This is a genomic window from Bradyrhizobium sp. UFLA03-84 (genome assembly GCF_002289535.1).
GTDB lineage: Bacteria > Pseudomonadota > Alphaproteobacteria > Rhizobiales > Xanthobacteraceae > Bradyrhizobium > Bradyrhizobium viridifuturi.
In genome coordinates, this window is sequence record NZ_NSJY01000013.1 from 80979 (window position 1) to 104311 (window position 23333).

Consider the following 23333-nt stretch of genomic DNA (forward strand, 5'->3'; position numbering starts at 1 on the left):
ACGAAGTGACTTCCGGCACTGTCCTGGCCGCACACGGCCGTCCGCAGGACGGCGGGCAGGACGAATGGAGACGGGTTGTGCGTCATGCGCGCTCGCCAGGTTCCTCACCGTTCTCCAGCCTGCCGCGCAGCGTCGTCACGACGCGGCCCACGGTTTCGATGTCCTTCACGGACAGTCCGTCGGAAAGGCGGTTCACCCAGGGCAGTTGCAGGCGCATCGCCGCCTCGAACGCTTGCCGGCCCTTGTCGGTCAGCACCACGAGCTGGGCGCGGCGGTGATGCGGATTGGTCTCGAATGTGACGAGCCCGTCCCTTTCGAGGTCGTTGACGATCCGCTGCACGTTCTGACGGGCAGCGCCGAGGTCGCGCGCCAGCCACGCCACCGGTTGCGGGCGCTCGGCGGTGACGATGGCGCCGAGGATCTGCCAGCGGGCGCTGGTCAGCCCGAGCCCCGCCACCAGCCGGTCGCCCGACGTGAACAGCAGGCTGTTGAGCCTGAACAGGTCGAGGATCAGGCCGCTCAGGGCTTCACCCGCCGGCGTTCGCTTGGTCTGGGGCATTTGTCACCATAGGGGTATATTGACATCATAATGTCAAATGGATATGTATCCATCAGATCGAAATGACATCATAGCACCATATCAACGGAGCAAGCCATGCCGCATATGCGCCCCCTGGACCCCGCATTCCCGATCGACCGCCAGCTCGCGGTCGAGGCCACCAACGTCGTGCTCGTCAACCTCTTCACGCTCGATGCGGCCGACGAGGACACCTTCCTCAGGGCTTGGCAGGACGACGCCGCCATCATGAAGCGGCTGCCCGGGTTCATCTCGACCCAGCTGCACCGCGCGCTCGGCGACAGCCCGGCCTATCTGAATTACGCGGTCTGGGAATCCACCGCTGCCTTCCGTGCCGCGTTCATGAACCCGGAGTTCAGGGCCAAGCTGTCGGCCTATCCCGCCTCGGCGCTGGCATCGCCGCATCTGTTCCAGAAGGTCGCGGTGCCGGACATCTGCGTCGCCTAGAGCGCGGCAACATCAAGTAGCAACCATCGTGACTTGATGGTTGCTACGGCTGCGTCAAAGATCGCTCAACCGTGGATCGCCATGAGAACAGCGAGCGTGGCGACCCCGGTCAGGAAGGCGATGTCCAGAAATCGCAGCGGCGCTTTTGGACGGTGACCGATCGAACCGGAAATGACGCAATAAAGGCCATAGCCCGCACCGAGAACGACAAACGTCACCGTCTGCTTGAACCAGAATGTCACGATGACCGCCAAGTCATCGCCGCCGTCTTGGACATAGGCGCCCAATGCGAGCACCGCGCCGATCGCGTAGAACAGTGCCAGCGTTGTCGTCAGTGATTTGGCGTCGCGGGACATCGGATGATCCCTACAACTGCATCGTAAGCAAATCGCAAAAAAAGAAGGCCGCCCGGAGGCGGCCTTCGATGTTGATGCGGAGGTGCAGCGGGGGCTTAGAAGCCGCCCATGCCGCCCATTCCACCCATGCCGCCGCCCGGCATCGCCGGCGCCGCGTCCTTCGGCACTTCGGCGACCATGGCTTCGGTGGTCACCAGCAGGCCGGCCACCGAGGAGGCGTCCTGCAGCGCGGTGCGCACCACCTTGGCGGGGTCGATGATGCCCTTGTCGACCATGTCGACATAGTCCTCGGTCTGGGCGTCGAAGCCGAACGTCTCCGACTTGTTCTCGAGGATCTTGCCGACCACGATCGAGCCCTCGACACCGGCGTTCTCCGAGATCTGGCGGACCGGAGCCTCGAGCGCCTTGAGCACGATGTTGATGCCGGCCTGGACGTCGGCATTCGGGTTGGTGAGACGGCCGACCGCCTTCTTGGCGCGCAGCAGCGCGACGCCGCCGCCCGGCACGATGCCTTCCTGCACCGCGGCGCGGGTCGCGTTCAGCGCGTCCTCGACACGGTCCTTCTTCTCCTTGACCTCGACCTCGGTCGCGCCGCCGACCTTGATCACGGCAACGCCGCCGGCGAGCTTGGCAAGGCGCTCCTGCAGCTTCTCACGGTCGTAGTCCGAGGTGGTTTCCTCGATCTGCGCCTTGATCTGGCCAACGCGGGCGTCGATGTCCTTCTTCTTGCCGGCGCCCTTGACGATCGTGGTGTTCTCCTTGTCGATCACGATCTTGCCGGCGCGGCCGAGCATGTTGACCGTGACGTTCTCGAGCTTCATGCCGAGGTCGTCGGAGATCAGCTGACCGCCGGTCAGGATCGCGATGTCCTCCAGCATCGCCTTGCGGCGATCACCGAAGCCCGGCGCCTTGACGGCGGCGACCTTGAGGCCGCCACGCAGGCGGTTGACCACCAGGGTCGCCAGCGCCTCGCCCTCGACGTCCTCGGCGAGGATCAGCAGCGGACGGCCGGACTGCACCACGGCTTCCAGCACCGGCAGCATCGACTGCAGGCCGGACAGCTTCTTCTCGTGCAGCAGGATGTAGGCATCCTCGAGCTCGGCGGTCATCTTCTCGGCGTTGGTGATGAAGTAGGGCGAGAGATAGCCGCGGTCGAACTTCATGCCCTCGACGATGTCGACCTCGGTCTCGAGCGACTTGTTCTCCTCGACGGTGATGACGCCCTCGTTGCCGACCTTCTGCATCGCCTGCGCGATCATCTTGCCGATCGCGGCATCGCCATTGGCCGAGATGGTGCCGACCTGGGCGACTTCCGACGAGGACGCGACCGGCTTGGCGCGCTTCTCGATGTCCTTGATGACAGCGGCGACCGCGGTGTCGATGCCGCGCTTGAGGTCCATCGGGTTCATGCCGGCCGCGACCGACTTGGCGCCCTCGCGGACGATGGCCTGGGCCAGCACGGTCGCGGTGGTGGTGCCGTCACCGGCGGTGTCGTTGGTCTTGGAAGCGACCTCGCGCAGCATCTGCGCGCCCATGTTCTCGAACTTGTCGTCGAGCTCGATCTCCTTGGCGACGGTGACGCCGTCCTTGGTGATGCGGGGCGCGCCGAAGCTCTTCTCGATCACGACGTTGCGACCCTTCGGGCCGAGCGTCACCTTCACGGCGTTGGCGAGCACGTCGACACCGCGCAGCATGCGATCGCGGGCGTCTCCGGCGAATTTTACGTCCTTGGCAGCCATTGATTTGAACTCCTGGAATGTGTCTGTGAATTGCTTGCCGCTGGGTTGATGCTCGTCATCGCCGGGTCGGGGCACGAAGTGCGTCTTCGTACGTCGTGACCCGGCGATCCATCGCCCTGGCAGGATTCTCTAGAAGTGTGATGGATGCCCGGGTCGTCCGGCGCGATCGCGCTTTTGCCCCGGGCATGACTGGGGAGGGCGCGGCGGCCCTCGGAGTCCGTGGGCTTACGCCAGCACGCCCATGATGTCGGACTCCTTCATGATCAGGAGCTCCTGGTTGTCGAGCTTGACCTCGGTGCCCGACCACTTGCCGAACAGCACGCGGTCGCCGACCTTGAGGTCGATCGGGATCAGCTTGCCGGCCTCGTCGCGGCCACCCGGGCCAACGGCGACGATCTCGCCCTGCGACGGCTTCTCCTTGGCCGAGTCCGGAATGATGATGCCGCCCTTGGACTTCTCCTCGGCATCGATGCGCTTGACCACGACGCGGTCATGCAGGGGGCGGAAGGTGGATTTAGCCATGACGTTCCCTCTTAAGGTCCTCTTGGAGGCTCGGTTTCAGGTCCGGTTCATCGAGACCGGGGTTGAATGCCGGCCCGGTCGGCGCAGGGCAGGACGCCCGGCGCATTTAGCAATCGTGGTGCAAGAGTGCTAATTGTGGGCCGGGAAATATGGCTTGGCGCAGTTTCTGTCAAGCAAACGGGTTAAGGCCTTGGTGAGGCCAATATAGGATGGTGGACCAGAAACCAAATCGTAGCGATGACGTAATTTTGTCAGACGTCATTGCTCCGTCTTAAGTTTTACGCTTGGCTGCATGACGGGTGCGGCCGGGACATAGTCGGGGGATACATATGATCATGTCACTCAACGCGCGATTGGTCGCACGGTTCGCGGCTGTTTCGGCGCTGACGACACTCTTGGGAGCGTGCGGCAGCATGAGCCTGCCGTCGTTGTCGTCGAACCCCGAGCCGGCGCCTTCCGAACCGGGGGTCGCCCCGGAAATGCCCGCGTCGATCCGCCCCGACGAGATCGTCGGCCGCTGGGGTCTCGCCTCGTTCCAGAATCCCGCCGACCGCGCCCGCACCGAGGCGGCCGCGCGCGGCCAGTGCAAGCAGCCTTACGTGATCGGCGCCGGCCAGAACGGCGGCGTCATCATGCATCTGGCCGACCAGGCCACCCCGCAGGAGCTGCGGCTGAAGGGTTCCCCGAGCGGCAAGAACTATATCGGCCCGCCCGGACCGGTGCCCGGCGAGCAGGACCGCGAGATCATCTCGTTCGACGGAAGGGTCCTGATCACCCGCTTCGTCGACAAGGACGCCGCCACCCGCTACGGCAACATGGTCTACGTCCGCTGCGCCCCGCGGGCGTAAGGGCAAGGCTAGTCCTTCCGTTCATCCTGGAGCCGCATCGGCAGTACACCTCTCCCCTTGTGGGAGAGGTCGGATTGCATCCGCGCCACCTTCTTCCACCAGGGAGAAGGAAAGGGGTTCTTTGACTCAATCAGATAAAACCGCCGATCCCGACGGTTTTGTACCTCTCTGAACGACGGGGACACGAATCCGGCTTGCCGTTTGCAACCAAGACCGTGACACACAAACGATCGCCCTACCGCCGCACCCCGACGCGATTGACGCCGCCGTTCATATTGCCGCCCGCGTTATGCCGGACTGCAGCGCGCGCCACCGGACGGGGCCTGAGCACGACACCCGCCCGCGCCACGCAGCCGCTCGGATAACCGACATAGGTGCAATAAACGACGGCGTTGGCCGGCGCCGGAGTGAACGCGACGGTTGCAAACCCCAACATGAGGCTGGCTGCAATTCCCGCAAACGTCGCAGCCTTGATCGAAAGAATGTTCGTCACACGCATGGCAATCCTCCCTCATCGCACGCGAACCGAAAGGTGCTGGAGCCGCTTGAGATGCGGTCCAAGCCATCATCGGCCAGCCATGAGATTGGTGGTGTTGACGTAAATCAACGGCCGGCGCGTCGGCCCGTGAGGTCGATTTGCCCTGCCAAGAATGAGGGTGGCTCACCGAGCCCTCCCTCATTCAGTGATGTTTGCAGCGACTTCACTGACAGACGTACATGTTGCCGTCAGACATCTTTGTCATCGTGCCGGGCTCGCAGCCGATGCCATTCGCGGCCTTGTAGTCCGCCCATCCGGTATAGCCGTAGTACGGGCTAACCCCGTGATAGGCCCGGGCCGGATAGTAAGGCTGGCCAAAATAGGTATCGGTCTGGGCGGCATATGCATTGGTCCAATTGTTTGTGCCCCAGCCGGCATAGGCCGGCGCAGTCGCTGCGGCCGTAGCGACCGCTGCCGTGGCGGCGATGCCCGCACCGACCCCGTAATGCCGATATCCGTAGCCGTATCCGTAAGCGGCGCGCCGGGTGTGACGACGCGCAACGCCTGCGGCGCTCATCGGCGTCAGCGGTCGGCCGACACGCGCCTGGGCGCTTTCGACCGACGCCGAGACGCCGCTCTGTTCGGACCAGGTGATGGAGAACAGTGTCGCGCAGGCGAACGTCGAAAGTGCAATTGCAGTATTCCGCACAATTCCTTGCGTCATGTTCGATCTCCAGCTTTGAGTACTCCAGTGGCTCCGCCCCAATCAGTGATCCGGCAACAAGGCCCACGCGATCAGCGAATGCAAGAACCCGCCGCCGATCGCCGCGGCCCGAAAGACAGCCTCGCGCTGCAAGTCCAAGATAAGCCGGCGCGAAGCTCGTCTGACTGGGAGCTCAATCGCGCGTCTGAACAGCATGCGCCATGTTTCAGCATGAAGCTCTGCGCGTCGAATGAGCGCGCCGCGTATTCTCAACTTTGTGTTGAGTGAACGTAAACACCTTGTGTGGGCAATCGGAATGAACCCGGAAGCCCCGTGCGACCGGCACCCAATACTGGCTTCCGGCAACTGCATGATCATTTCCTTCGCGCGACAATATGCTTCCCCTCTGCGGCGAATCTGCCAGCAGATTGGATGTCGTCGAAGCAGAAGCTTTGACTGATTTGCGGCGCGATGCCGTTGACTTATGTCAAGGACATGAAGTTTTCGGTACCGATCACGTGCCCAAGAAAGCAGTGTTGCGGATGATGTACGGCTCGGCGCCGTGTCGATCCGTGCCCTCTAAAATGAAAACGCCGGCTCAAGGGCCGGCGTTTTCCGTCTTGGATCCGACAAATCTCAGTTGAACATCGCGTCGATGTCGTCCTGCGAGGCGTGGCCGGCGTCGCCGTCGAGCTTCGGGCCGTTGAGCAGGCGGGCATCGCCCTCGCGGGTGTCAACGATCGGCGGGGAGTGGGTCTTGATCGCGTCGACACCGCCCCAGATGTTCATCATCTCGTTGATGTGCTGTTCGATGAACTTCATCGTCTGCATCACCTTGCTGATGCGCTGGCCGGTGAGGTCCTGGAAGTTGCAGGCCTCGAAGATCGAGACCACGCGCTCCTGAATGTCTTCGCTGAGCCGCTTCTGCTGGTCGGGCGTGACGTTGTTCGCCAGCGCCGTCGCGGCCTGGTCGATCGCCTCGACCGCTTCGAGGATCTGCTGGGTGGCCTGTTCGGTGCCGCCGACCACGGCGCCAAGCTCGCCATTGACCTTGGCCATCTCCTCGCCGTTGAAGCTCTTGCCGTGCAGCACGGCGATCTCGCGCTTGGTGCGGCTGATCGCGTCGTGGATCAGGTCGAGCTCGACCTTGAGCTTCTCGCACTGTTCGACCTGTGCGCGGTAGGTCTCGAGCAGCGCGTGGGTCTCGGCGACTTCGCGAGCGACCGCGGCATCGACGCTGTCGCCGCTGCGCTGCGCCGGCGTTGCGGCCATCTGGGCGCGGATCGAGCGAAGCTCGGCCATGATCTCGCGATGCATCGGACCGAGGTCGGCGCCGCCGGCCGCTTCCGGCTCCGGCATCACCACCTCACCCATCGCCTGCTCGACACGAAAACGCTTGCGCTTCACTGACATGATTTTCATTCCCGCCCCTTTACTGCCGTCCGTTCTAGACAGCGCGGATTTAACGTCAGGTTCACGCCGGAGCAGTTTGCGCCGAGTGCGTGCAATCGCGGCGCTACCGGCGATTAACCATGTTGCCGCGGCGTTCACGCAAAATAAACGCTACCGGGCAAAACCGCGCCGCATTGCCGACGTGGTGAATCGAAACGGCCGATCCGTTTACCAAACCGATGCGGTTTTCATTGCTTATTGACCACGTGCAACGGCGCAAGTCGGCGCCCTCGCGCATCACGTCACGACGAAACCAGTACAGAGTACGTCGATGTTCAGGAAAACCACGCTTGCGCTGCTCGCCGGCGCGTCTTCTCTTATTGCCGTTCCCCACCATGCCATGGCGATCGACGCGTCGGCTCCGCCCGAGCCCACCGTGATCTACGCCAACCAGGGCGCGCCGCAGCCGCCGATGCGCACCGCCTATGTGCAGCCGCAACGCTCCAACATGGGCGGCGGCTTCATCGAATTCCTGTTCGGCGATGCGCCGTCGTCGCAGGGTTATGCGCCGCAGCCGATGTATCAGCAGCAGCCGGCCTATTACGGCAATCGCCAGGGGCTGCCGCCGATGGATCCGCAGCAGCAGATGATCCGTCAGCAGCAAGAGGCGGCGGGCGATCCGACGCAGCGTCCGTTCGATCCGCAATATGAAAAGCAGCTGGTCGACTATCACGGCAAGGAAGGCGCCGGCACCATCGTCGTCGATACGCCGAACAAATTCCTCTATCTGGTGCAGGGCGACGGCCGCGCGCTGCGCTACGGCATCGGCGTCGGGCGGCCCGGCTTCACCTGGGCCGGCACCAAGACGATCTCGGCGAAGAAGGAGTGGCCGGCCTGGACGCCGCCGCCGGAAATGCTGGCGCGCCGTCCCGATCTGCCGCGGCACATGGAAGGCGGCCCGGAGAATCCGCTCGGGGCGCGTGCGATGTATCTCGGCTCCTCGCTCTATCGCATCCACGGCTCCAACGAGCCGTGGACGATCGGCACCAACGTCTCGTCCGGCTGCATCCGGATGCGCAACGAGGACGTGATCGATCTCTACGGCCGCGTCAATGTCGGCGCCAAGGTCGTCGTGATGTGATCACGGCCAACGCGTGAATCAAAAACGGCCGCTCGATCCGAGCGGCCGTTTGTCGTTCAGGCGATGCGCACGCGCTTACGCATAATCGCTGTCATTGTCTCCGCCGCCGTCGAAACCGTCGTCGTCATTGTCGAAGCCGTCGGAATCGTGGTCGGTGTTGTAGTTGTCGTCGTTGTTGTTGTTCGAGGCCTGGTCGAACAGGCCGGCGCGCGAGCCGCTGTCGCGGTTCGAGCCGATGTCGTTGACCCCGGCGTCACGCGCGAGATCGCTCGACGACTGGTCGCCGCCCCAGGGACGCGAGCCACCAGTGAGGCTGCCGGCATCCGCCAGCGACTGGTGGCCGCCGCCGCCCATCATGCCGCGGATGCTGGAGAGCAGCAGTCCGCCGCCGACCACGCCGGCCGCGGCCGCAGCCGCGGTGCCGAGGAACGAGCCGCCCCCGCCGCCGGGCGCGCCGCCGCCGAAAGCCGGGGGCTGGCCGAATTGCGGTTGTCCGTATTGCTGCGGCGGCTGGCCGTAGGGCTGGCCATAGCCGCCGGCCTGCTGCATCGCTTGGCCCGAGTTCCAGACCGGGCGGCCGCCCATGTCAGGCGCGCGCACCGGCGGCACCGAGCCGTGCGGCTGGCCTTGTCCCTGCCCGAAGATCGCATCGCGCATCGAATCGAGGAAACCACCTTGCTGCGGGGCTGGCTGCTGCTGGCCGGCCGTGGCCTCGAGTTCCTGGATCCGGTCATGGGCGCGCTTCAGCGCCTCGTCCTGCACCAGCGCGGTCTGCACCAGTGCGTAGACCGCATTCGGCGCGTTGCGCAGGCCCTGCATGATCGCGGACATGGCCTCGCTGTCGCGCGGGGCATTCTCCAGCTTGGCGAGCCGGTCGAAGAGATCGTCGATCAATTGGCGTTCTTGCGGTGTCATGGCGTTCTCCATCGCGTCGATCGAATCGGCGCGCCCGAGATGTAGGATGGGCTTTGTGGCGCAAGGAGTGGGGGCGTGAATTAAATTTCCGTATGCGACAATACGACCTGTGAACCTGAAGCGTTTCGAGCGAAGCGGATACCCGGTTCGCGTGGGGAAGACGCGCCAAAACAAGTGTCAGGCAGGTGTAACTTTATTCGAGTGTAACTTTATTCAGGGCCAGGAGCGCGGGGAAAGCGTTGCCCGCCAGATAGGCATGCTCGGTCTCGCGCTGCGTCGTCAGCGGGTCGAGACTCTTCAGGGTTTCATCGACGAAACCGGGGTGGCACATCACGAGGCCATCTTCCGGCATGCCGTCCAGAAAGCCGCGCATCAGTGCCGCGAAATCGTTCTCGCGCGTAAAATCATAGGCGCCGGCGAAGGCCGGGTTGAAGCGTAGGCCGGCTCGCTGCGCCTTGATGCGGAATTGGGTGCTGAGCACGTTCAGCACCAGCGCCTTCGGCGCCGCGAACTGGCGCGCCAGCGGACCTTCGCGTCCGCACTGCCGCACCCAGGCGTCCGGTGCGCGCTCCTTCACGGCGCGCAGGAAGCCGTCGCGCACCTGCGGGAACAGCTGCGCGTGCTGGTGGCCGTCGACGAAATCGGGCGCGCGGCCGAACAGCTCGTGGAAGGCGTCGAGCTGCGCCAGCACCTCGGCATGGACCAGCTCGGCGTCGAGCCGATGCATCAGCCCGGCGCGCAACAACCTCGGGAACGGCAGGAACATATCGCCGTCGAGCGGGCGGAAATGCATGGTCAGCGGCCGGAACGGCGCGGTCAGCGTCACATGCAGCCCGATCGCGCAGCGCGGGCTTTTCGCCACCGATTCCTGCAATGCAGCGGCAGCCTCGCGGCCGATCGCCGGCGTCACCATCATCACCGAGGTCGCATTGAGACGGCAGCGCTCGATCAGATCGCGGATCGCGCGGTTGACGCCGTCGCTCAAGCCATAATCGTCAGCACACAGCCAGATCCGGCGCGGCGGTGCTTCGCTCATTCGGCGGCGGTCCGCTCGGAGGCATTTTGCGCCGCGCCGCCGTCGGCGTGCTTCTCGGTATGCTCGGCGACGAAGTAGATCGGCCGCGCCTTCAATTCGGAGAGGATCTTGCCGATATATTCGCCGACGATGCCGATCATGATCAGCTGCACGCCGCCGATCGTCATCATGCCGATCATCAGCGACGGATAGCCGGGCACCTGCTTGCCGGTGGTCAAGACTTCCCACAGGATCGAGAGGCCGAACAGGAAGGCGACGCCCGCGAGCAGCGCGCCGAGCAGGCTGGCGAAGCGCAGCGGCGCCACCGAGAACGAGGTCAGGCCCTCGATCGAGAGACCGATCAGCCGGCCGGCATTGAAGGTGGTGACGCCGTGTGCGCGCGGCGCCGGCTCGTAGTCGACGCGGATCTGCTTGAAGCCGATCCAGCTGGCGAGGCCCTTGAAGAAGCGGTTGCGCTCCGGCAATTGCCGCAAGGCCGCTGCCGCGCGCGGCGACAGCAGGCGGAAGTCGCCCGCATCCTCGGGGATCTGCTGCCGCGCGCCCCAGTTGATCAGCGCGTAGAAGCCGCGGACAGCAAGCCGCCGCGCCGCCGATTCATTGTCGCGATGCGCCTTCGCCGTGTAGACCACGTCGTAGCCGTCATCGATCCAGTGTGCGACCAGTTGCTCCACCAGCGTCGGCGGATGCTGGCCGTCGCCATCCATGAACAGGACCGCGCCGCGGCGGGCATGGTCGAGGCCGGCCATCAGCGCCGCCTCCTTGCCGAAATTGCGCGACAGCGACACCACCTGCAGGTCGAGCCCATCGGCGGCCAGACCGCGCGCGATTGCGAGCGTATCGTCGGCGCTGCCGTCGTCGACATAGATCACCTCGCAGGCAAGCCCGTAACGGGCGCGCAGCGATCTCGCGAGGTCGATCAGCCGTTGGTGCAGCGCACTGAGCCCGGCGGCCTCGTTGTAGACGGGCACGACGATGGACAGACCCTGCGCGGCGGCGGTCTTGGCGGTCGTGGTCAGGCTGGAAACGTCAGAGCCCAGCATCATCGGTCAGGTTCCAGAACTAGAGCGTTTTCGGGCGAAGGGACGTCCGGTTCGCGTGAGGAAAACGCGTCACAACGACAGATCACGAACACAATATGGTACTGACGGCCGCCTGTCGCCAAGATGAACGGCGCGGCCGGCTCATTGTCGCAGGAACGCCTCGAGCTTGGCGAACAGCGGATTCTCGCGGTCGAACACGTAGTCCAGCGACACCACCGACACGGTCTCGGCGCCGTGCTCGCGCAGGAAGCTGCCGAGCGCGTAGAGCTTGCCCGGTGGGCAGTGCAGCGTAAGCATCCCCGACGAGGTCGGGCCGCCGAACGGAGCGACCACGCCGAAGCGCTGATGCGCCTCGGACAGCAGCGCGTCGTTACAGCCGGCGAAGCGGGTGCGGACCTCGCGGTACTTGCTGGCGCGGGCCCGCGCGGCGATGTGGTCGAGGATCACGCGCGCGGTCTCGCGGGCGCCGTTCGACCAGTCGGCATCCTTCGAGGCCACCAGATTGGCCTGGCTGCGCAGCATCACGCCGTCGTCGAGCACCTTGAGCCCGTTGGCGGCGAGCGTCGCGCCTGTCGTGGTGATGTCGACGATCAGTTCGGCGGTACCGGCCGCGGGCGCGCCTTCGGTGGCGCCGGCGCTCTCGACGATGCGGTAGTCGCCGACGCCGTGCCGGGCGAAGAAGCCGCGCGTCAGGTTGATGTATTTGGTCGCAACCCGCATGCGGTGATTGTGCTGCTCGCGGAAGCCGCTCGCGACGTCGTCGAGATCGGCCATGGTGCGGACGTCGATCCAGGCCTGGGGCACCGCGACCACGACATTGGCATAGCCGAAGCCGAGGCCCTCGATCATCAGCACGCGCTTGTCGGGATCCGGAATGCTCTCGCGCACCAGGTCCTCGCCGGTGACGCCGAGATGCACGGCGCCGCGCGCCAGATTGGCCGCGATCTCGCTCGCCGAGAGATAGGCGATCTCGACATTGTCGACGCCGGCGATGGTGCCGCGATAGTCGCGCGCGCCGCCGGCCTTCGACAAGGTCAGCCCGGCACGGGCGAAGAAGCTCTCCGCGTTCTCTTGCAGGCGCCCCTTGGACGGAACGGCGACGACGAAGGGCGTGCTCATCGGGCGTCTCCGCGCAGGGCCTTGCCGTGCCGGGTCATCGCCTCGATCCAGACCGAGAAGCCGACCGCGGGGATCGGATTGGCCGATCCGAGCTGCGACATCAGCCCGTCATAGCGGCCGCCCGCGACCAGCGGCTCGCTGCCGTTGCCCTTGGCGTGCAACTCGAATTCGAAGCCGGTGTAGTAGTCGAGGCCGCGGCCGAACGCGGTCGAGAACCGCGTCTTCCTGATGTCGATGCCGCGCGCCGCCATGAAGCCGACCCGGCTCTCGAACTGGTCGATCGCGGCAGCAAGGTTGAGCTTGGCGTCACTGGCCAGCGTGCGCAGCTGCGCGACCGCGTCGTCCGGATCGCCCGAGATGGCGAGGAAGCGCTTGATGGTGGCGACCGCGTCGCGCGGCAGCGCGCCGCCCTTCAAGGTCGATTGCTCGAGGAAGCGGTCGGCGATCTCGGCGACCGTGCGTCCGCCGACATTGGTGGTGCCGGCGATCGACATCAAATCGGTGACCAGCGCCAGCGCCGCCTTGCGGTCGGAGCCGGCGAGGGCCGCGAGCACGCCCTCATATTCGTTGCGGCCCGGCGCGGTCGAAAGCGTCAGCTGCTCGATGTCGTCGGTCAGCGAGACCTTGCGGTTGAAATCCTTGATCAGGCGGCGCCGCCACACCGGGTAGAGCTCGAGCGCATCGATCAGCGCGTTGAACAGCGCGACGTCGCCGGTGCGGATCTCGACGTCCTTCAGCCCGAACGCGGTGGTCGCCTCCAGCGCCAGTGCCAGCATCTCGGCGTCGGCCGCGGCACGGTCCTGCCGTCCGAAGGATTCGATGCCGGCCTGCAGGAACTGGCTCGGCGCGCCGCCGCGATAGCGGAACACCGGGCCGAGATAGCTGAAGCCGGCCGGCTGGCCGGCGCGAGGCGAGGCGAGGTAGTCGCGCGCCACCGGGATCGTGAGGTCCGGGCGCAGGCAGAGCTCTTCGCCGCTCGGGTCGGTCGTCAGGTACAAGCTCTTGCGGATGTCTTCGCCGGAGAGGTCGAGGAACGGCTCGGCCGGCTGCAGGACCGCGGGTTCGGACCTGACGTAACCCGCCTGCGCGAACGAGGCCAGCAGCGCATCCGCCCAGATGGCGGATCCGGCGGCGGATCGTGGTGCGGCAGCTTCGGTCATCTCGAGGTCCAATTCGCCCCGAAATCGCGTTTCGAGGCCGGTTCCATAGGTGGTGCTGGCGGAGCCCTTAGCATGGCCGATCCATGGTTTCGACAGGGATCAGCCAAGTGGCTTAATGATTGGGTTCGTTAACGATTTTGCGACGGCTTGGCTAGGGGCCGGGCACGCCGACTTGCGAGTGAGGTGAGCACGCCTGTCAGGCTCCCTCCCCCGCAAGGGGGGAGGGAACCCTTGCGCTGGTGTGTCCATCACTGCCGCCCCAATCGCCCAGCGCTGCCTGCACCAGCGTCAGCGCGGCGACGGCGGCGGTGTCGGCGCGCAGGATGCGCGGGCCGAGTGCGAGGCGGAGGATGTTGGGCTGGCGCAGCAACAGCGCGCGCTCCTCCTCGGCAAAGCCGCCCTCGGGGCCGACCAGGACGTCGATCCCGCTGTTTGCTGTTGTGGCAGCCTGCAACGCCTGCATCGGGTTCGCGACCTCGGCCGCCTCGTCGCAGAACACCAATAGCCGCGCCGGGTCGCGGCCGGCGAGGTAACGCTCGAGCGGCAGCGGATCGGCGACCTCGGCAAGCGAGATGATGCCGCATTGCTCGGCGGCCTCGACCACATTGGCGCGCATCCGTTCACCATTGACCCGCGACACCTGGGTGAAGCGGGTCAGCACCGGAACCAGTCGCGCGGCGCCCATCTCGACCGCCTTCTGCACCATGTAGTCGAGCCGCGCATGCTTCAGCGGCGCGAACACATAGGTGACGTCGGGCAGGCGATCCTGCGCGCGGGTCTGTGCCGTGATCGTCAGCGTGTCGGCGCGCTTGCGGCCGGAAATCGCTGCGCGCCACTCGCCGTCGCGCCCGTTGAACACCAGTACGGTGTCACCGGCGCCGAGCCGCAGCACGTTGCCGAGATAATTGCTCTGGTCGCGTTCGAGCGAAACGGTCGCACCGGCACCGAGCGGCGCATCGACGAACAGACGGGGGCTGTGAAAATCGTGTTCGGGCATGTTCGGGGAGGATCTTCAAATTCCATGACGGGCATCGTTCGCCAGCGCTACGGTGGCTTCACTGCTGCCCGACAAATTTACCAAACTGAACGACACCGTAATCCCGCGGACTCGCCATGAATTCGTGGGCCGGGTAGGAAGAAAGCGTCGATACATTGCTTCTGTCACCAAGTCATATTGAAGTCCGAGGGGTCGCTTGCACGCGGCCCCTTTTGTTGTTCGGTCGGCCTGCAGGGCTGCAAATCCAGATCGAGGCATGACCGAAAATCCTGTTCAGGCAGATTTGAAGCTCGATTTTACCGCCGTTCGTAGCCTAAAGGCTTAGAATCCGGGAACAATTTAATGTGGCCGGTGTGGCCCTACGCCGCGCTGTCGCCCAAATCCACGGGTTGTTAAGGGCTCACAGGAATCGTAAAACGCCCCCAAAATTCGTTGCTTCGTTTTGTTGCGCTGGGGTTGCCTGGACCTTTTGCCGGAGAAACACCCTCGATGATCCGCCGACTGATCGTGCTGACCCTTGCCGCGACCGCCCTGTCTGCGGGGCAGGCTGCTGCGCAGAGCGCTTTTCCGGCTCCGCTGCCTGGACAGGCCGGCACCGTCAACGACCCCGCGTTTCCGCCGGTGAACGGCGCGCGTCCGGCCAGGGCCGCGACCGCTCCCGATCCAGCGTTCCCGCCGGTCAACGGCGCGCCGGCGGCCAGGGTCGGCGCCACCCCCTCGGCATTTCCGACCAATGGTGCGGCTCCGATCGCCGGTGGCGGTCTGTCATCCCCACCGCCTCCCCCGGGGGCCGGTGGTGGCGGGGGGCCCGGCGATGCCTGCATGAAGGATTTCGTGCCGCTGCGCGAGGAGACCGAGAAGCGTGGCAAGGCGATCAAGGCGGCGAGCGACCGGCACGCCAGCCCGCAGGAGGCCTGCAAGCTGATCGGCAATTACAGCCAGGCTGAAGTCAGGATGATCAAATACGTCGACACCAACGCGCAGAAGTGCGGGATCCCGCCGCAGATCTCCGAGCAGCTCAGGACCGGTCACAAGAATACCGAAGCGCTGCTGAAGAAGGTCTGCAACGTCGCAGAGCAGGCGGCGGCGCAGCCGCGCGGGCCCGCGGGGCCGTCGCTCAGCGACGTGCTCGGCTCGTCCGCCTCGCTGCCGGAAGCGACCCCGACCAAGAAGGGCGGCAGCACCTTCGACACCCTGAACGGCAACGTTCTCACCCGTTGATGGATCATCCATGAGCGATGTCTCCGCCCGCGTTGCCGACTCCACGGGCAACTGGGTGGATACCCATGCGCCGGTCTGGTCGCGGCCCTATCTGCGGCTTGCACGCTACGATCGTCCGATCGGCTCCTGGCTGCTGCTGATGCCGTGCTGGTGGTCGGCGGCGCTCGCCGCCGGCGTCGCGCATGACGTTCGCTCGCTCCCGCTCACAGTCCTGCTGTTCTTCATCGGCGCCTTCGTGATGCGCGGCGCGGGCTGCACCTGGAACGACATCACCGACCGCGATCTCGACGCCAAGGTCGAGCGCACGCGGTCGCGGCCGATCCCGGCCGGGCAGGTGACGGTGACGCAGGCCGTGGTCTTCATGGTGCTGCAGGCGCTGATCGGCCTCCTCGTGCTGCTGCAGTTCAACCGCTTTGCGGTCATGACCGGCATCGCTTCGCTCGTGATCGTCGCGATCTATCCGTTCATGAAGCGGATCACCTGGTGGCCGCAGGTCGTGCTCGGCCTCGCCTTTTCCTACGGCGCCCTGATGGGATTTGCGGTGACGCTTGAACGCATCGATCTGACCGCGATCGCGCTCTACGCCGGATCGATCGCCTGGGTGATCGCCTACGACACCATCTACGCCCATCAGGACGCCGAGGATGATGCGCTGATCGGCGTCAAATCCACCGCGCGCCTGTTCGGCGCGCGTACCCATCGGGCGTTGGTGATCTTCTATGGTCTCGCCGTGCTCCTGATCGGCACAGCGTTCGCGCTGGCAGGCGCGCGCTGGCCGGCCTGGATCGGCCTTGCGGCGTTCGCGTTGCATCTCGGCTGGCAGGTCCGGCGGCTCGACACCAGCGACCCCGCGCTCTGCCTGCGCATCTTCAAATCCAACCGCGACGCGGGCTTCATCCTGTTCGCAAGCCTGGTCGTCGACGCGGTGCTGCGGGCGGCGTGATTCCTTCCCTCGTCATTCCCCGGTGCGCAATTGCTCGCCGGGGGAATGACGGAGAGAGGTGCGACAAACAGCCCGACGGGCAACTCATGTCGCGAGAATGCAGATGTGTGATCCGCAGACGGGGCAACATACTCAGTGTCGTCCCTGCGAAAGCAGGGACCCATAACCACGAAGGTTATTGGTAAGCGATGTTGGAACGACGAGCCCCTTCAACAACATCCGCCGCGGAGTATGGGTCCCTGCTTTCGCAGGGACGACGGCGGTTGTGAGGCGAGCGCGTGCGACGAAACTAATCCCGCGCGATGATCTCACGCTCGTCGCGATGGACGCTGGCTTCGTTGAGGCGGAAACCGGCGCGGCGGCGGACCAGGAATTTCGGGCGACGGGCGCGGATCGCGTTGCGGCGGCGGCGGCGCGGAGAAGCCATCCGCGGCGGCGGCTCGGTCAGTTGCGGCAGGTGGAAGATGTCGCTCCACATCTGCCAGGCGGAGGTGATTTCGTCGGCATCCGAACTGGAGCCGAGCGGAATGGAGAGCGCGGGATCGCGGTGCACCAGCACCAGCATCTGCGCGTCGTCGATGCCGCGCACCGCGACGCCGAGGAAATCGCTGACGCGAACATTGACCGCCATCCGCATGCCGAGGACGGCGCGGCGCAGCACGACATGTTCGCGATGAAGCTCGACCTGCCGCATGCCGCCGTCCGCGCGCGCATCCTGCGCGTGGAAGCTGAGCGGAAGGGAAAGTGGGTCGAGCCGCATTGCGCAGCTCGACCCGGCGGAATTGATTCCGCTTGTTGGTGTTTGACGCCTCAAAGCTCTAGTCTCCCCGCCGGGATTATGTTCCCGGTCGATGTGTGGGAGCCTAGCCGACCGATGGCCATTTCAGCTTAAAAAGCCTGGTTAATCGCTCCTCACCTGGCGCCATGATTGACAAGAGGTTGGCCCGCATGATTGACGAAGCCTTGCGCCGATCACTCAAATCTTTGTTGCCCGCCGGTGCAAAGTGCTTGAAATCCCAGTGAATCCGGCACATCTGGTGGGTCTGTCGACTTCGTTCCGGGCCCCCCTCAATCCGCAGGAATTCGTTCGTGAACTCTTCACCATCTGCATCGCGACACGGTGATACCTCCGATCTGTTCGACCAATCCGCGCTCAGCGACCTCGCGCAGCGCCTGGTCGATGCCGCCAGGCGCGCCGGCGCCGATGCCGCCGATGCCATCGCTGTGCGCGGCGTCTCGCAGGGCGTCGAGGTGCGCGATGGCCGCGTCGAGGAAACCGAGCGCTCCGAGGGCGACGACGTCGGCCTGCGGGTGTTCGTCGGGCAGCGCCAGGCTGTGGTGTCGACCAACGACGTCACCGGCGACGGGATCGCAAAGCTCGCCGAGCGCGCCGTCGCGATGGCGCGCGTGGCGCCGGACGACAAATATGTCGGCCTGGCCGATCCCGCGCTGCTTGCGCATGATTTCCCCGATCTCGATCTGCTCGATCGCAACGTCCCGAGCACGGCCGAGCTCGAGCAGCGCGCCATCGCGGCGGAGGCTGCGGCGCTCGCGGTCAAGGGTGTCACCAAGTCTGGCGGGGCGTCGGCCTCGACCGGGATCGGCGGCATGGTGCTGGTGACCTCGACCGGCTTCCACGGTTCTTATCTGCGCTCCAGCCACGGCATCTCGACGACGGCGATCTCCGGCGAGGGCACCGGCATGGAGCGCGACTACGACTTCACCAGCGCGCCGCACGCCTCCGATCTCGATTCACCCACGACCGTCGGCCGCAAGGCCGGCGAGCGCGCGGTGGCGCGGTTCAATCCGCGCAAGGTCGAGACCTGCAAGGTGCCGGTCGTGTTCGATCCGCGGGTTGCCGGCTCGATCATCGGCCATCTGGTCGGCGCCATCAACGGCGCCTCGATCGCGCGCAAGACCAGCTTCCTGAAGGACAAGCTCGGCGAGCAGTTGTTCTCCAAGGACATCCGCATCATCGACGATCCCTTGCGCGTGCGCGGCCTGCGCTCGCAGACTTTCGATGCCGAGGGCGTCAAGGTGAAGAAGATCGCGCTGATTGACGAAGGCGTGCTGACTACCTGGGTGCTCGACTCCGCGACCGCGCGCGAGCTCGGCCTGGTCACGACAGGGCATGCGCATCGCGGCGTGTCGTCGTCGCCGTCGCCCGGAACGTATAATCTGCATCTCGAGCCCGGTGCGATGACGCCGAAGGAGCTGATCTCCGACATCAAGCAGGGCTTCTACGTCACCGACCTGATCGGCTCCGGCGTCAACGGCGTGACCGGCGATTACAGCCGCGGCGCGTCGGGTTTCTGGATCGAGAATGGCGAGATCACCTATCCGGTCAGCGAGGTGACCATCGCCGGCCATCTGCTGCCGATGTTCAAGTCGCTGGTCGCAGCCAACGATCTGGAGTTCCGCTACGGCGTCAATTCGCCGACGCTGCGCATCGAGGGCCTGACGCTTGGCGGACGCTGATACGGACGACTGGACCAAGGCGCGCGATGCCGCCTTGCTGACCAGATCGGTGCAGGAGGCGGGCCGGCTCGCATTGTCGCTGTTCCGCACCGAATTGAAGAACTGGATCAAGGGTGCGTCCTCGCCGGTCTCCGAGGCCGACATCGCGGTCAACGATCTCCTGGAGCAGCAGCTGCGTTCGGCGACGCCCGGCTATGGCTGGTTGTCGGAGGAGAGCGCCGATAACGCGACGCGGCTCGACAAGCGCTTCACCTGGATCGTCGATCCGATCGACGGCACCCGCGCCTATCTCGCCGGACGCGAGGATTGGTGCGTCAGTGTGGCGCTGGTTGAAAATGCATCTCCGGTGCTCGCGGCGGTGTACGCGCCGGTGAGCGAGGAAATCTTCTTTGCCGCCCGTGGGCAGGGCGCCACTCTGAACGACGCCGCCGTGCATGCGACCGCAGGCACCGACTTCAATTTTCCCCGCATGGCCGGACCGAAACCGCTGGTGCAGCGGCTCAGCCCGTCGCCGGACGAGATCACGCTGTTTCCGCGAATCGGATCGCTGGCCTTGCGGCTGTGCCGTGTAGCACAAGGTCGACTTGACGCGGCCTTTGCGGGCGGGCAAAGCCGCGACTGGGATCTTGCCGCGGCGAATTTGATCGTGCAGGAAGCGGGTGGTAAGATGACCGCACTCTCGGGGGATGCGATTGAATACAATCGCCGGGAGGTGACGCATGGGGTGCTGGTGGCAGCAGGACGCGAACGTCATGCACGCATTGTCGAGCATTTTCGCAGCCGTCCATTGCCGTAAGGCTTCGCCGATCCGCTCCGCGCTTCCGTTTGTGACGACCAGACGTACGACAGACCTGTGACGATCAGACTTGTGACGACACGACCTGTAACGACCACGACTTCAGTGCTTTGCCGGGCATCTCGTTAGGAAAACCACCATCATGTCAGACAATGCCCAGCCGCAGCTGCTTCATCTCGTTATCGGCGGCGAGTTGACCGATCTCGAGCACAACACCTTCAAGAATCTGGACGAAGTCGAGATCGTCGGCGTCTACCCGAACTACGCGACGGCCTATGCGGCCTGGAAGGCGAAGGCGCAGGCGACCGTGGACAACGCCCAGATGCGCTATTTCGTCGTTCACCTCCACCGGTTGCTCGATCCCGAGCAGGACACAAAGCATTCCCATTGAAACGACTTCTTCGCGATCTGCTGCGCAGCGGCTTCGTGCAGCGCGCGCTGGGTGTGCTTGCGGCCGAATATCTGCGGCTGGTCTGGTACACCAACCGCTTCATCTATCAGCCGTCTGACGTCTACGAGATCGTCGAGCCCCTGATGCCGGCGATCTTCGTGTTCTGGCACGGCCAGCACTTCATGACGCCGTTCATCAAGACCAAGGCGAGCTACCGCGCCAAGGTCCTGATCTCCCGTCACCGCGACGGCGAGTTCAACGCCCTCGCGGTAGAGCGACTCGGCATCGGCACCATCAGAGGTTCCGGCGACCACTCCGGCGCGTTCCATCGCAAGGGCGGCGTCGGCGCCTTCCTGGAGATGGTGCGGACGCTGGAAGACGGCTGCAACATGGCCACCACGGCCGACGTGCCGAAGCGGGCGCGGGTAGCAGGTCTCGGGGCCATCATGCTGGCGCGGGAAACCGGCCGGCCGATTATCCCCTTTGCGATGGTCACCAGCCGATTCATTCGGTTGAAAAACTGGGATTCGACCACCATCAATTTACCATTCGGGCGCGGCGCAGTGGTAGGTATTGAGCCGGTCTACGTGCCGCCGGATGCCGACGCCGCGACGATGGAAAAGCTTCGGCAGCACGTGGAGAACCTGCTCAACGAAGCGACCCGGCGCGCCTATGCAGCGGTCGGGCGGCCGGAGGCAATGCTTGGCTAGCTCGCTACCGATGACGTTGCGTGTCTACCGCAAGCTGTCGTCCGCGATGGTGCCGGTCGTGCCTGCCTTGATCAAGCGGCGGCTCAAGCTCGGCAAGGAAGATCCCGAACGCGTCGGCGAGCGGCGCGGCATGAGCGCCGATACCAGGCCGCAGGGGCCGCTGGTGTGGATCCACGGCGCCAGCGTCGGCGAGGTGCTGGCGGCGGTCGGGCTGATCGAGCGGCTGCGCGCGCTCAATTTGCGCATCCTGCTCACCTCGGGCACGGTGACCTCGGCGGCGATCGTCGCCAAGCGCTTCCCGCCCGACGTGATCCATCAATACGTGCCGTATGACTCGCCGCGCTATGTCGCGCGTTTTCTCGATCACTGGCGTCCGTCGCTGGCGCTGTTCATCGAGTCCGATTTGTGGCCGAACCTGATCCTGTCGAGCGCCGCGCGGCGGCTGCCGATGGTCCTGATCAACGGGCGGATGTCGCAGCGTTCGTTCCCGCGCTGGCGCCGGCTCTCCAACACCATCGAGGCGCTGCTCGGACGGTTCGACATCTGCCTCGCGCAGTCGAGCACCGACGCCGAACGCTTTGCCGCGCTCGGCAGCCACAATGTGGTCGTCACCGGCAACCTCAAGCTCGACGTCGCGGCGCCGCCGGCCGATCCCGCCAAGCTGGAGCGGCTGATGTCGGTGACGCGCGGACGCGCGATCGTGGTCGCCGCGTCGACACATCCCGGCGAGGAAGAGATCCTGATCGAGGCGCACAAATCGCTCGCCAAATTCTTCCCCGGGCTGCTCACGGTGATCGTGCCGCGGCACGCCCATCGCGGTGAGGCGGTCGCACAGCTCGTGACGGCTGCCGGCCTGCGCCCCGGTCTGCGCTCGCACGAGGACCTGCCGGTCGCGACGACAGATATCTACGTCGCCGACACCATGGGGGAGCTCGGCCTGTTCTATCGCCTCGCGCCGATCGTGTTCATGGGCGGCTCGCTGGTCCCGCATGGCGGCCAGAATCCGATCGAGGCGATCAAGCTTGGCGCTGCGATCGTGCACGGCCCGCACGTGTTCAATTTCACCGACGTCTATGAGGCGCTCGATCGTAGCGGCGGCGCGCGGCGCGCCGATGACCGGGACGCACTGGTCAAGCAGCTCGGCCAGTTCCTCGCCGATCCCGCATCGCGTGATGCGTCGCTGGCCGCCTCCGAACGCGTCGTCGAGCAACTCGGTGGTGCGCTGGAACGCACGGTGACCGCTCTCGAGCCCTATCTGTTGCAGTTGCGGCTCGAGATGGGAGCCGCCAATGCGTGAGCCGGCCTTCTGGCACCGGCCGTCGTCTTGGATCGCATCTCTGTTGAGCCCTCTTGCCGCGCTATACGGCGCGGTCGCCGCGCGGCGGATGCGGCCCTCCGGCGCCGATGCCGGCATCCCGGTGTTTTGCATCGGCAACTATCATGTTGGCGGCGCCGGCAAGACGCCGACGGTGCTGGCGCTGGCGAAACTGCTGCGCGAGCTCGACGAACGGCCGGTGGTGCTCAGCCGCGGCTATGGCGGCCGTCTCGGTGGCCCGGTCAAGGTCGATCGCGAGCGCCACACCGCAGCCGATGTCGGTGACGAACCGCTGATGATGGCGGCCGCCTTGCCGGTGGTGGTGTCGCGCGACCGCGCCGCGGGCCTCGCACTGGCGCGCGCGCAGGATGCGACCGTGATCCTGATGGATGACGGCTTCCAGAATCCATCCGTAGCCAAGGACGCCAGCCTGATCGTGATCGACGCCACGCGCGGCGTCGGCAACGGCCGCGTCATTCCGGCCGGCCCGTTGCGTGCACCTCTGTCGCCGCAACTCGCGCGGACCGACGCGCTGATCGTGGTCGGCGAGGGGAGCGCGGCAGCAAAGATCGCGGCCGATCTCGGGTCGCGCGGCAAGCCGGTCTTGTCTGCACGTCTGAAGCCCGACCAGGCTTCGCTGGCGGCGCTGAGCGGCGCGCGGGTGCTCGCTTTTGCCGGCATCGGCGATCCCGAGCGCTTCTTCAACACGCTGCGCTCGAGCGGCATCGACATCGTGCGCAGCAGGGCGTTCGGCGATCACCACGCCTTCACGGCGGACGAGATCGAACAACTCGTCGCCGACGCGCGCGCTGACGCCTTGACGCTGGTGACGACGGAAAAGGATCTGGCGCGGCTGCGCGATCCGCTGGGGAGGCCGGCCTCGGCACAGGCGATCGTGCCGTTCGCAGTGACGATGCAATTCGACGATGCGGCTGCGCTGCGGCGCTTCGTGACCGATCAGTTGTTCAAGGCGCGGGACAGGAGGCTGCGCGGATGAGCCCAGTCTTGA

The 23333-nt window shown here is 65.5% G+C and carries 26 protein-coding genes; 12 read left to right on the forward strand and 14 right to left on the reverse strand.

What is annotated here, in order from left to right; all coding sequences use genetic code 11:
* Positions 1 to 82 precede the first annotated feature (82 nt).
* The gene (locus CK489_RS14380; protein WP_095732722.1) at positions 83 to 559 is read right to left on the reverse strand and encodes a MarR family winged helix-turn-helix transcriptional regulator; all 477 of its coding nucleotides are present in this window, start codon (positions 557 to 559) and stop codon (positions 83 to 85) included.
* Between the two features lie 96 nt (positions 560 to 655).
* Here CK489_RS14380 and CK489_RS14385 point away from each other — a divergent pair, with 96 nt between their 5' ends.
* Positions 656 to 1024, forward strand: a complete 369-nt coding sequence (locus CK489_RS14385; RefSeq protein ID WP_050628530.1) for an antibiotic biosynthesis monooxygenase family protein — start codon at positions 656 to 658, stop codon at positions 1022 to 1024.
* 65 nt (positions 1025 to 1089) lie between these two features.
* On the opposite strand, the gene CK489_RS14390 is transcribed toward CK489_RS14385, so the two are convergent.
* The 3 genes from CK489_RS14390 to CK489_RS14400 all read right to left on the reverse strand — a co-directional run bounded on the left by CK489_RS14390 (position 1090) and on the right by CK489_RS14400 (position 3641).
* Positions 1090 to 1380, reverse strand: a complete 291-nt coding sequence (locus CK489_RS14390) for a hypothetical protein (RefSeq protein ID WP_095732723.1) — start codon at positions 1378 to 1380, stop codon at positions 1090 to 1092.
* A gap of 95 nt (positions 1381 to 1475) precedes the next feature.
* Positions 1476 to 3119 carry a chaperonin GroEL gene (gene groL, locus CK489_RS14395; protein WP_050628570.1) on the reverse strand — a complete coding sequence of 548 codons (1644 nt, stop codon included), beginning with the start codon at positions 3117 to 3119 and terminating at the stop codon, positions 1476 to 1478.
* A gap of 225 nt (positions 3120 to 3344) precedes the next feature.
* On the reverse strand, positions 3345 to 3641 hold the full coding sequence (locus CK489_RS14400; RefSeq protein WP_018269780.1) for a co-chaperone GroES: 297 nt from the start codon (positions 3639 to 3641) through the stop codon (positions 3345 to 3347).
* A gap of 329 nt (positions 3642 to 3970) precedes the next feature.
* On the opposite strand from CK489_RS14400, the gene CK489_RS14405 reads away from it, so the two are divergent.
* Entirely contained in the window at positions 3971 to 4489 is a 519-nt protein-coding gene (locus CK489_RS14405; protein WP_050628532.1) for a hypothetical protein, read from the forward strand.
* Positions 4490 to 4724: 235 nt separating this feature from the next.
* On the opposite strand, the gene CK489_RS14410 is transcribed toward CK489_RS14405, so the two are convergent.
* The 3 genes from CK489_RS14410 to CK489_RS14420 all read right to left on the reverse strand — a co-directional run bounded on the left by CK489_RS14410 (position 4725) and on the right by CK489_RS14420 (position 7083).
* Positions 4725 to 4988 carry a hypothetical protein gene (locus CK489_RS14410; protein ID WP_050628533.1) on the reverse strand — a complete coding sequence of 88 codons (264 nt, stop codon included), beginning with the start codon at positions 4986 to 4988 and terminating at the stop codon, positions 4725 to 4727.
* Positions 4989 to 5190: 202 nt separating this feature from the next.
* Positions 5191 to 5691, reverse strand: coding sequence for a hypothetical protein (locus tag CK489_RS42265; RefSeq protein ID WP_244486146.1), 501 nt, complete (start codon positions 5689 to 5691; stop codon positions 5191 to 5193).
* A 615-nt stretch (positions 5692 to 6306) separates the two neighbouring features.
* Entirely contained in the window at positions 6307 to 7083 is a 777-nt protein-coding gene (locus CK489_RS14420; protein ID WP_050628571.1) for a protein phosphatase CheZ, read from the reverse strand.
* 85 nt (positions 7084 to 7168) lie between these two features.
* Here CK489_RS14420 and CK489_RS41340 point away from each other — a divergent pair, with 85 nt between their 5' ends.
* Both CK489_RS41340 and CK489_RS14425 read left to right on the forward strand, forming a co-directional pair.
* Positions 7169 to 7324 carry a hypothetical protein gene (locus CK489_RS41340; protein ID WP_157860916.1) on the forward strand — a complete coding sequence of 52 codons (156 nt, stop codon included), beginning with the start codon at positions 7169 to 7171 and terminating at the stop codon, positions 7322 to 7324.
* 69 nt (positions 7325 to 7393) lie between these two features.
* Positions 7394 to 8203 (forward strand): L,D-transpeptidase, encoded by an 810-nt coding sequence (locus CK489_RS14425; RefSeq protein WP_095732724.1) that lies wholly within the window; start codon positions 7394 to 7396, stop codon positions 8201 to 8203.
* A gap of 75 nt (positions 8204 to 8278) precedes the next feature.
* On the opposite strand, the gene CK489_RS14430 is transcribed toward CK489_RS14425, so the two are convergent.
* The 6 genes from CK489_RS14430 to CK489_RS14455 form a co-directional block, all read right to left on the reverse strand.
* Positions 8279 to 9118 (reverse strand): DUF2076 domain-containing protein, encoded by an 840-nt coding sequence (locus tag CK489_RS14430; RefSeq protein WP_198960927.1) that lies wholly within the window; start codon positions 9116 to 9118, stop codon positions 8279 to 8281.
* Positions 9119 to 9311: 193 nt separating this feature from the next.
* Positions 9312 to 10154 (reverse strand): ChbG/HpnK family deacetylase, encoded by an 843-nt coding sequence (locus tag CK489_RS14435; protein ID WP_095732726.1) that lies wholly within the window; start codon positions 10152 to 10154, stop codon positions 9312 to 9314.
* Positions 10151 to 11197: a glycosyltransferase family 2 protein gene (locus CK489_RS14440; RefSeq protein WP_050628535.1), complete on the reverse strand. Its 1047-nt coding sequence runs from the start codon at positions 11195 to 11197 to the stop codon at positions 10151 to 10153. Before CK489_RS14440 ends, CK489_RS14435 begins: the two co-directional genes overlap by 4 nt.
* A 138-nt stretch (positions 11198 to 11335) precedes the next feature.
* Positions 11336 to 12313, reverse strand: a complete 978-nt coding sequence (hisG, locus tag CK489_RS14445; protein ID WP_095732727.1) for an ATP phosphoribosyltransferase — start codon at positions 12311 to 12313, stop codon at positions 11336 to 11338.
* Positions 12310 to 13473, reverse strand: coding sequence for an ATP phosphoribosyltransferase regulatory subunit (locus CK489_RS14450; protein ID WP_050628572.1), 1164 nt, complete (start codon positions 13471 to 13473; stop codon positions 12310 to 12312). The genes hisG and CK489_RS14450 overlap by 4 nt, the downstream gene beginning before the upstream one ends.
* Before the next feature lie 196 nt (positions 13474 to 13669).
* Positions 13670 to 14470, reverse strand: coding sequence for a 16S rRNA (uracil(1498)-N(3))-methyltransferase (locus CK489_RS14455; protein ID WP_095732728.1), 801 nt, complete (start codon positions 14468 to 14470; stop codon positions 13670 to 13672).
* Between the two features lie 489 nt (positions 14471 to 14959).
* On the opposite strand from CK489_RS14455, the gene CK489_RS14460 reads away from it, so the two are divergent.
* Both CK489_RS14460 and ubiA read left to right on the forward strand, forming a co-directional pair.
* Complete coding sequence (locus CK489_RS14460; RefSeq protein ID WP_095732729.1) at positions 14960 to 15691, forward strand: hypothetical protein; 732 nt, start codon at positions 14960 to 14962, stop codon at positions 15689 to 15691.
* Between the two features lie 10 nt (positions 15692 to 15701).
* Entirely contained in the window at positions 15702 to 16634 is a 933-nt protein-coding gene (gene ubiA / locus CK489_RS14465; RefSeq protein WP_050628537.1) for a 4-hydroxybenzoate octaprenyltransferase, read from the forward strand.
* A gap of 289 nt (positions 16635 to 16923) precedes the next feature.
* Here the strand turns inward: ubiA and CK489_RS14470 are convergent, their stop codons facing one another.
* Positions 16924 to 17448 carry a DUF6101 family protein gene (locus tag CK489_RS14470; RefSeq protein WP_095732730.1) on the reverse strand — a complete coding sequence of 175 codons (525 nt, stop codon included), beginning with the start codon at positions 17446 to 17448 and terminating at the stop codon, positions 16924 to 16926.
* A gap of 275 nt (positions 17449 to 17723) precedes the next feature.
* On the opposite strand from CK489_RS14470, the gene CK489_RS14475 reads away from it, so the two are divergent.
* The 6 genes from CK489_RS14475 (at position 17724) to lpxK (ending at position 23321) form a co-directional block, all read left to right on the forward strand.
* Positions 17724 to 19112 (forward strand): TldD/PmbA family protein, encoded by a 1389-nt coding sequence (locus CK489_RS14475; protein ID WP_050628539.1) that lies wholly within the window; start codon positions 17724 to 17726, stop codon positions 19110 to 19112.
* A complete protein-coding gene (locus tag CK489_RS14480) occupies positions 19099 to 19908 on the forward strand; it encodes an inositol monophosphatase family protein (protein WP_095732731.1) in 810 nt (269 codons plus the stop codon). Before CK489_RS14475 ends, CK489_RS14480 begins: the two co-directional genes overlap by 14 nt.
* A gap of 142 nt (positions 19909 to 20050) precedes the next feature.
* Positions 20051 to 20299 (forward strand): DUF4170 domain-containing protein, encoded by a 249-nt coding sequence (locus CK489_RS14485; protein WP_050628541.1) that lies wholly within the window; start codon positions 20051 to 20053, stop codon positions 20297 to 20299.
* Positions 20296 to 21009, forward strand: a complete 714-nt coding sequence (locus CK489_RS14490) for a lysophospholipid acyltransferase family protein (protein WP_050628542.1) — start codon at positions 20296 to 20298, stop codon at positions 21007 to 21009. Before CK489_RS14485 ends, CK489_RS14490 begins: the two co-directional genes overlap by 4 nt.
* Positions 20972 to 22306, forward strand: a complete 1335-nt coding sequence (locus tag CK489_RS14495; RefSeq protein WP_050628543.1) for a 3-deoxy-D-manno-octulosonic acid transferase — start codon at positions 20972 to 20974, stop codon at positions 22304 to 22306. The genes CK489_RS14490 and CK489_RS14495 overlap by 38 nt, the downstream gene beginning before the upstream one ends.
* On the forward strand, positions 22299 to 23321 hold the full coding sequence (gene lpxK, locus CK489_RS14500; RefSeq protein WP_095732732.1) for a tetraacyldisaccharide 4'-kinase: 1023 nt from the start codon (positions 22299 to 22301) through the stop codon (positions 23319 to 23321). The genes CK489_RS14495 and lpxK overlap by 8 nt, the downstream gene beginning before the upstream one ends.
* Positions 23322 to 23333: the final 12 nt, after the last annotated feature.

Excerpts from the sequence above, each read along its gene's own strand:
- CK489_RS14380 (WP_095732722.1), bottom strand. The coding sequence starts at position 559 with ATGCCCCAGACCAAGCGAACGCCGGCGGGTGAAGCCCTGAGCGGCCTG.
- CK489_RS14385 (WP_050628530.1), top strand. The coding sequence starts at position 656 with ATGCCGCATATGCGCCCCCTGGACCCCGCATTCCCGATCGACCGCCAG.
- CK489_RS14390 (WP_095732723.1), bottom strand. The coding sequence starts at position 1,380 with ATGTCCCGCGACGCCAAATCACTGACGACAACGCTGGCACTGTTCTAC.
- groL (WP_050628570.1), bottom strand. The coding sequence starts at position 3,119 with ATGGCTGCCAAGGACGTAAAATTCGCCGGAGACGCCCGCGATCGCATG.
- CK489_RS14400 (WP_018269780.1), bottom strand. The coding sequence starts at position 3,641 with ATGGCTAAATCCACCTTCCGCCCCCTGCATGACCGCGTCGTGGTCAAG.
- CK489_RS14405 (WP_050628532.1), top strand. The coding sequence starts at position 3,971 with ATGATCATGTCACTCAACGCGCGATTGGTCGCACGGTTCGCGGCTGTT.
- CK489_RS14410 (WP_050628533.1), bottom strand. The coding sequence starts at position 4,988 with ATGCGTGTGACGAACATTCTTTCGATCAAGGCTGCGACGTTTGCGGGA.
- CK489_RS42265 (WP_244486146.1), bottom strand. The coding sequence starts at position 5,691 with ATGACGCAAGGAATTGTGCGGAATACTGCAATTGCACTTTCGACGTTC.
- CK489_RS14420 (WP_050628571.1), bottom strand. The coding sequence starts at position 7,083 with ATGTCAGTGAAGCGCAAGCGTTTTCGTGTCGAGCAGGCGATGGGTGAG.
- CK489_RS14425 (WP_095732724.1), top strand. The coding sequence starts at position 7,394 with ATGTTCAGGAAAACCACGCTTGCGCTGCTCGCCGGCGCGTCTTCTCTT.
- CK489_RS14430 (WP_198960927.1), bottom strand. The coding sequence starts at position 9,118 with ATGACACCGCAAGAACGCCAATTGATCGACGATCTCTTCGACCGGCTC.
- CK489_RS14435 (WP_095732726.1), bottom strand. The coding sequence starts at position 10,154 with ATGAGCGAAGCACCGCCGCGCCGGATCTGGCTGTGTGCTGACGATTAT.
- CK489_RS14440 (WP_050628535.1), bottom strand. The coding sequence starts at position 11,197 with ATGATGCTGGGCTCTGACGTTTCCAGCCTGACCACGACCGCCAAGACC.
- hisG (WP_095732727.1), bottom strand. The coding sequence starts at position 12,313 with ATGAGCACGCCCTTCGTCGTCGCCGTTCCGTCCAAGGGGCGCCTGCAA.
- CK489_RS14450 (WP_050628572.1), bottom strand. The coding sequence starts at position 13,473 with ATGACCGAAGCTGCCGCACCACGATCCGCCGCCGGATCCGCCATCTGG.
- CK489_RS14455 (WP_095732728.1), bottom strand. The coding sequence starts at position 14,470 with ATGCCCGAACACGATTTTCACAGCCCCCGTCTGTTCGTCGATGCGCCG.
- CK489_RS14460 (WP_095732729.1), top strand. The coding sequence starts at position 14,960 with ATGATCCGCCGACTGATCGTGCTGACCCTTGCCGCGACCGCCCTGTCT.
- ubiA (WP_050628537.1), top strand. The coding sequence starts at position 15,702 with ATGAGCGATGTCTCCGCCCGCGTTGCCGACTCCACGGGCAACTGGGTG.
- CK489_RS14485 (WP_050628541.1), top strand. The coding sequence starts at position 20,051 with ATGTCAGACAATGCCCAGCCGCAGCTGCTTCATCTCGTTATCGGCGGC.
- CK489_RS14495 (WP_050628543.1), top strand. The coding sequence starts at position 20,972 with ATGCAGCGGTCGGGCGGCCGGAGGCAATGCTTGGCTAGCTCGCTACCG.
- lpxK (WP_095732732.1), top strand. The coding sequence starts at position 22,299 with ATGCGTGAGCCGGCCTTCTGGCACCGGCCGTCGTCTTGGATCGCATCT.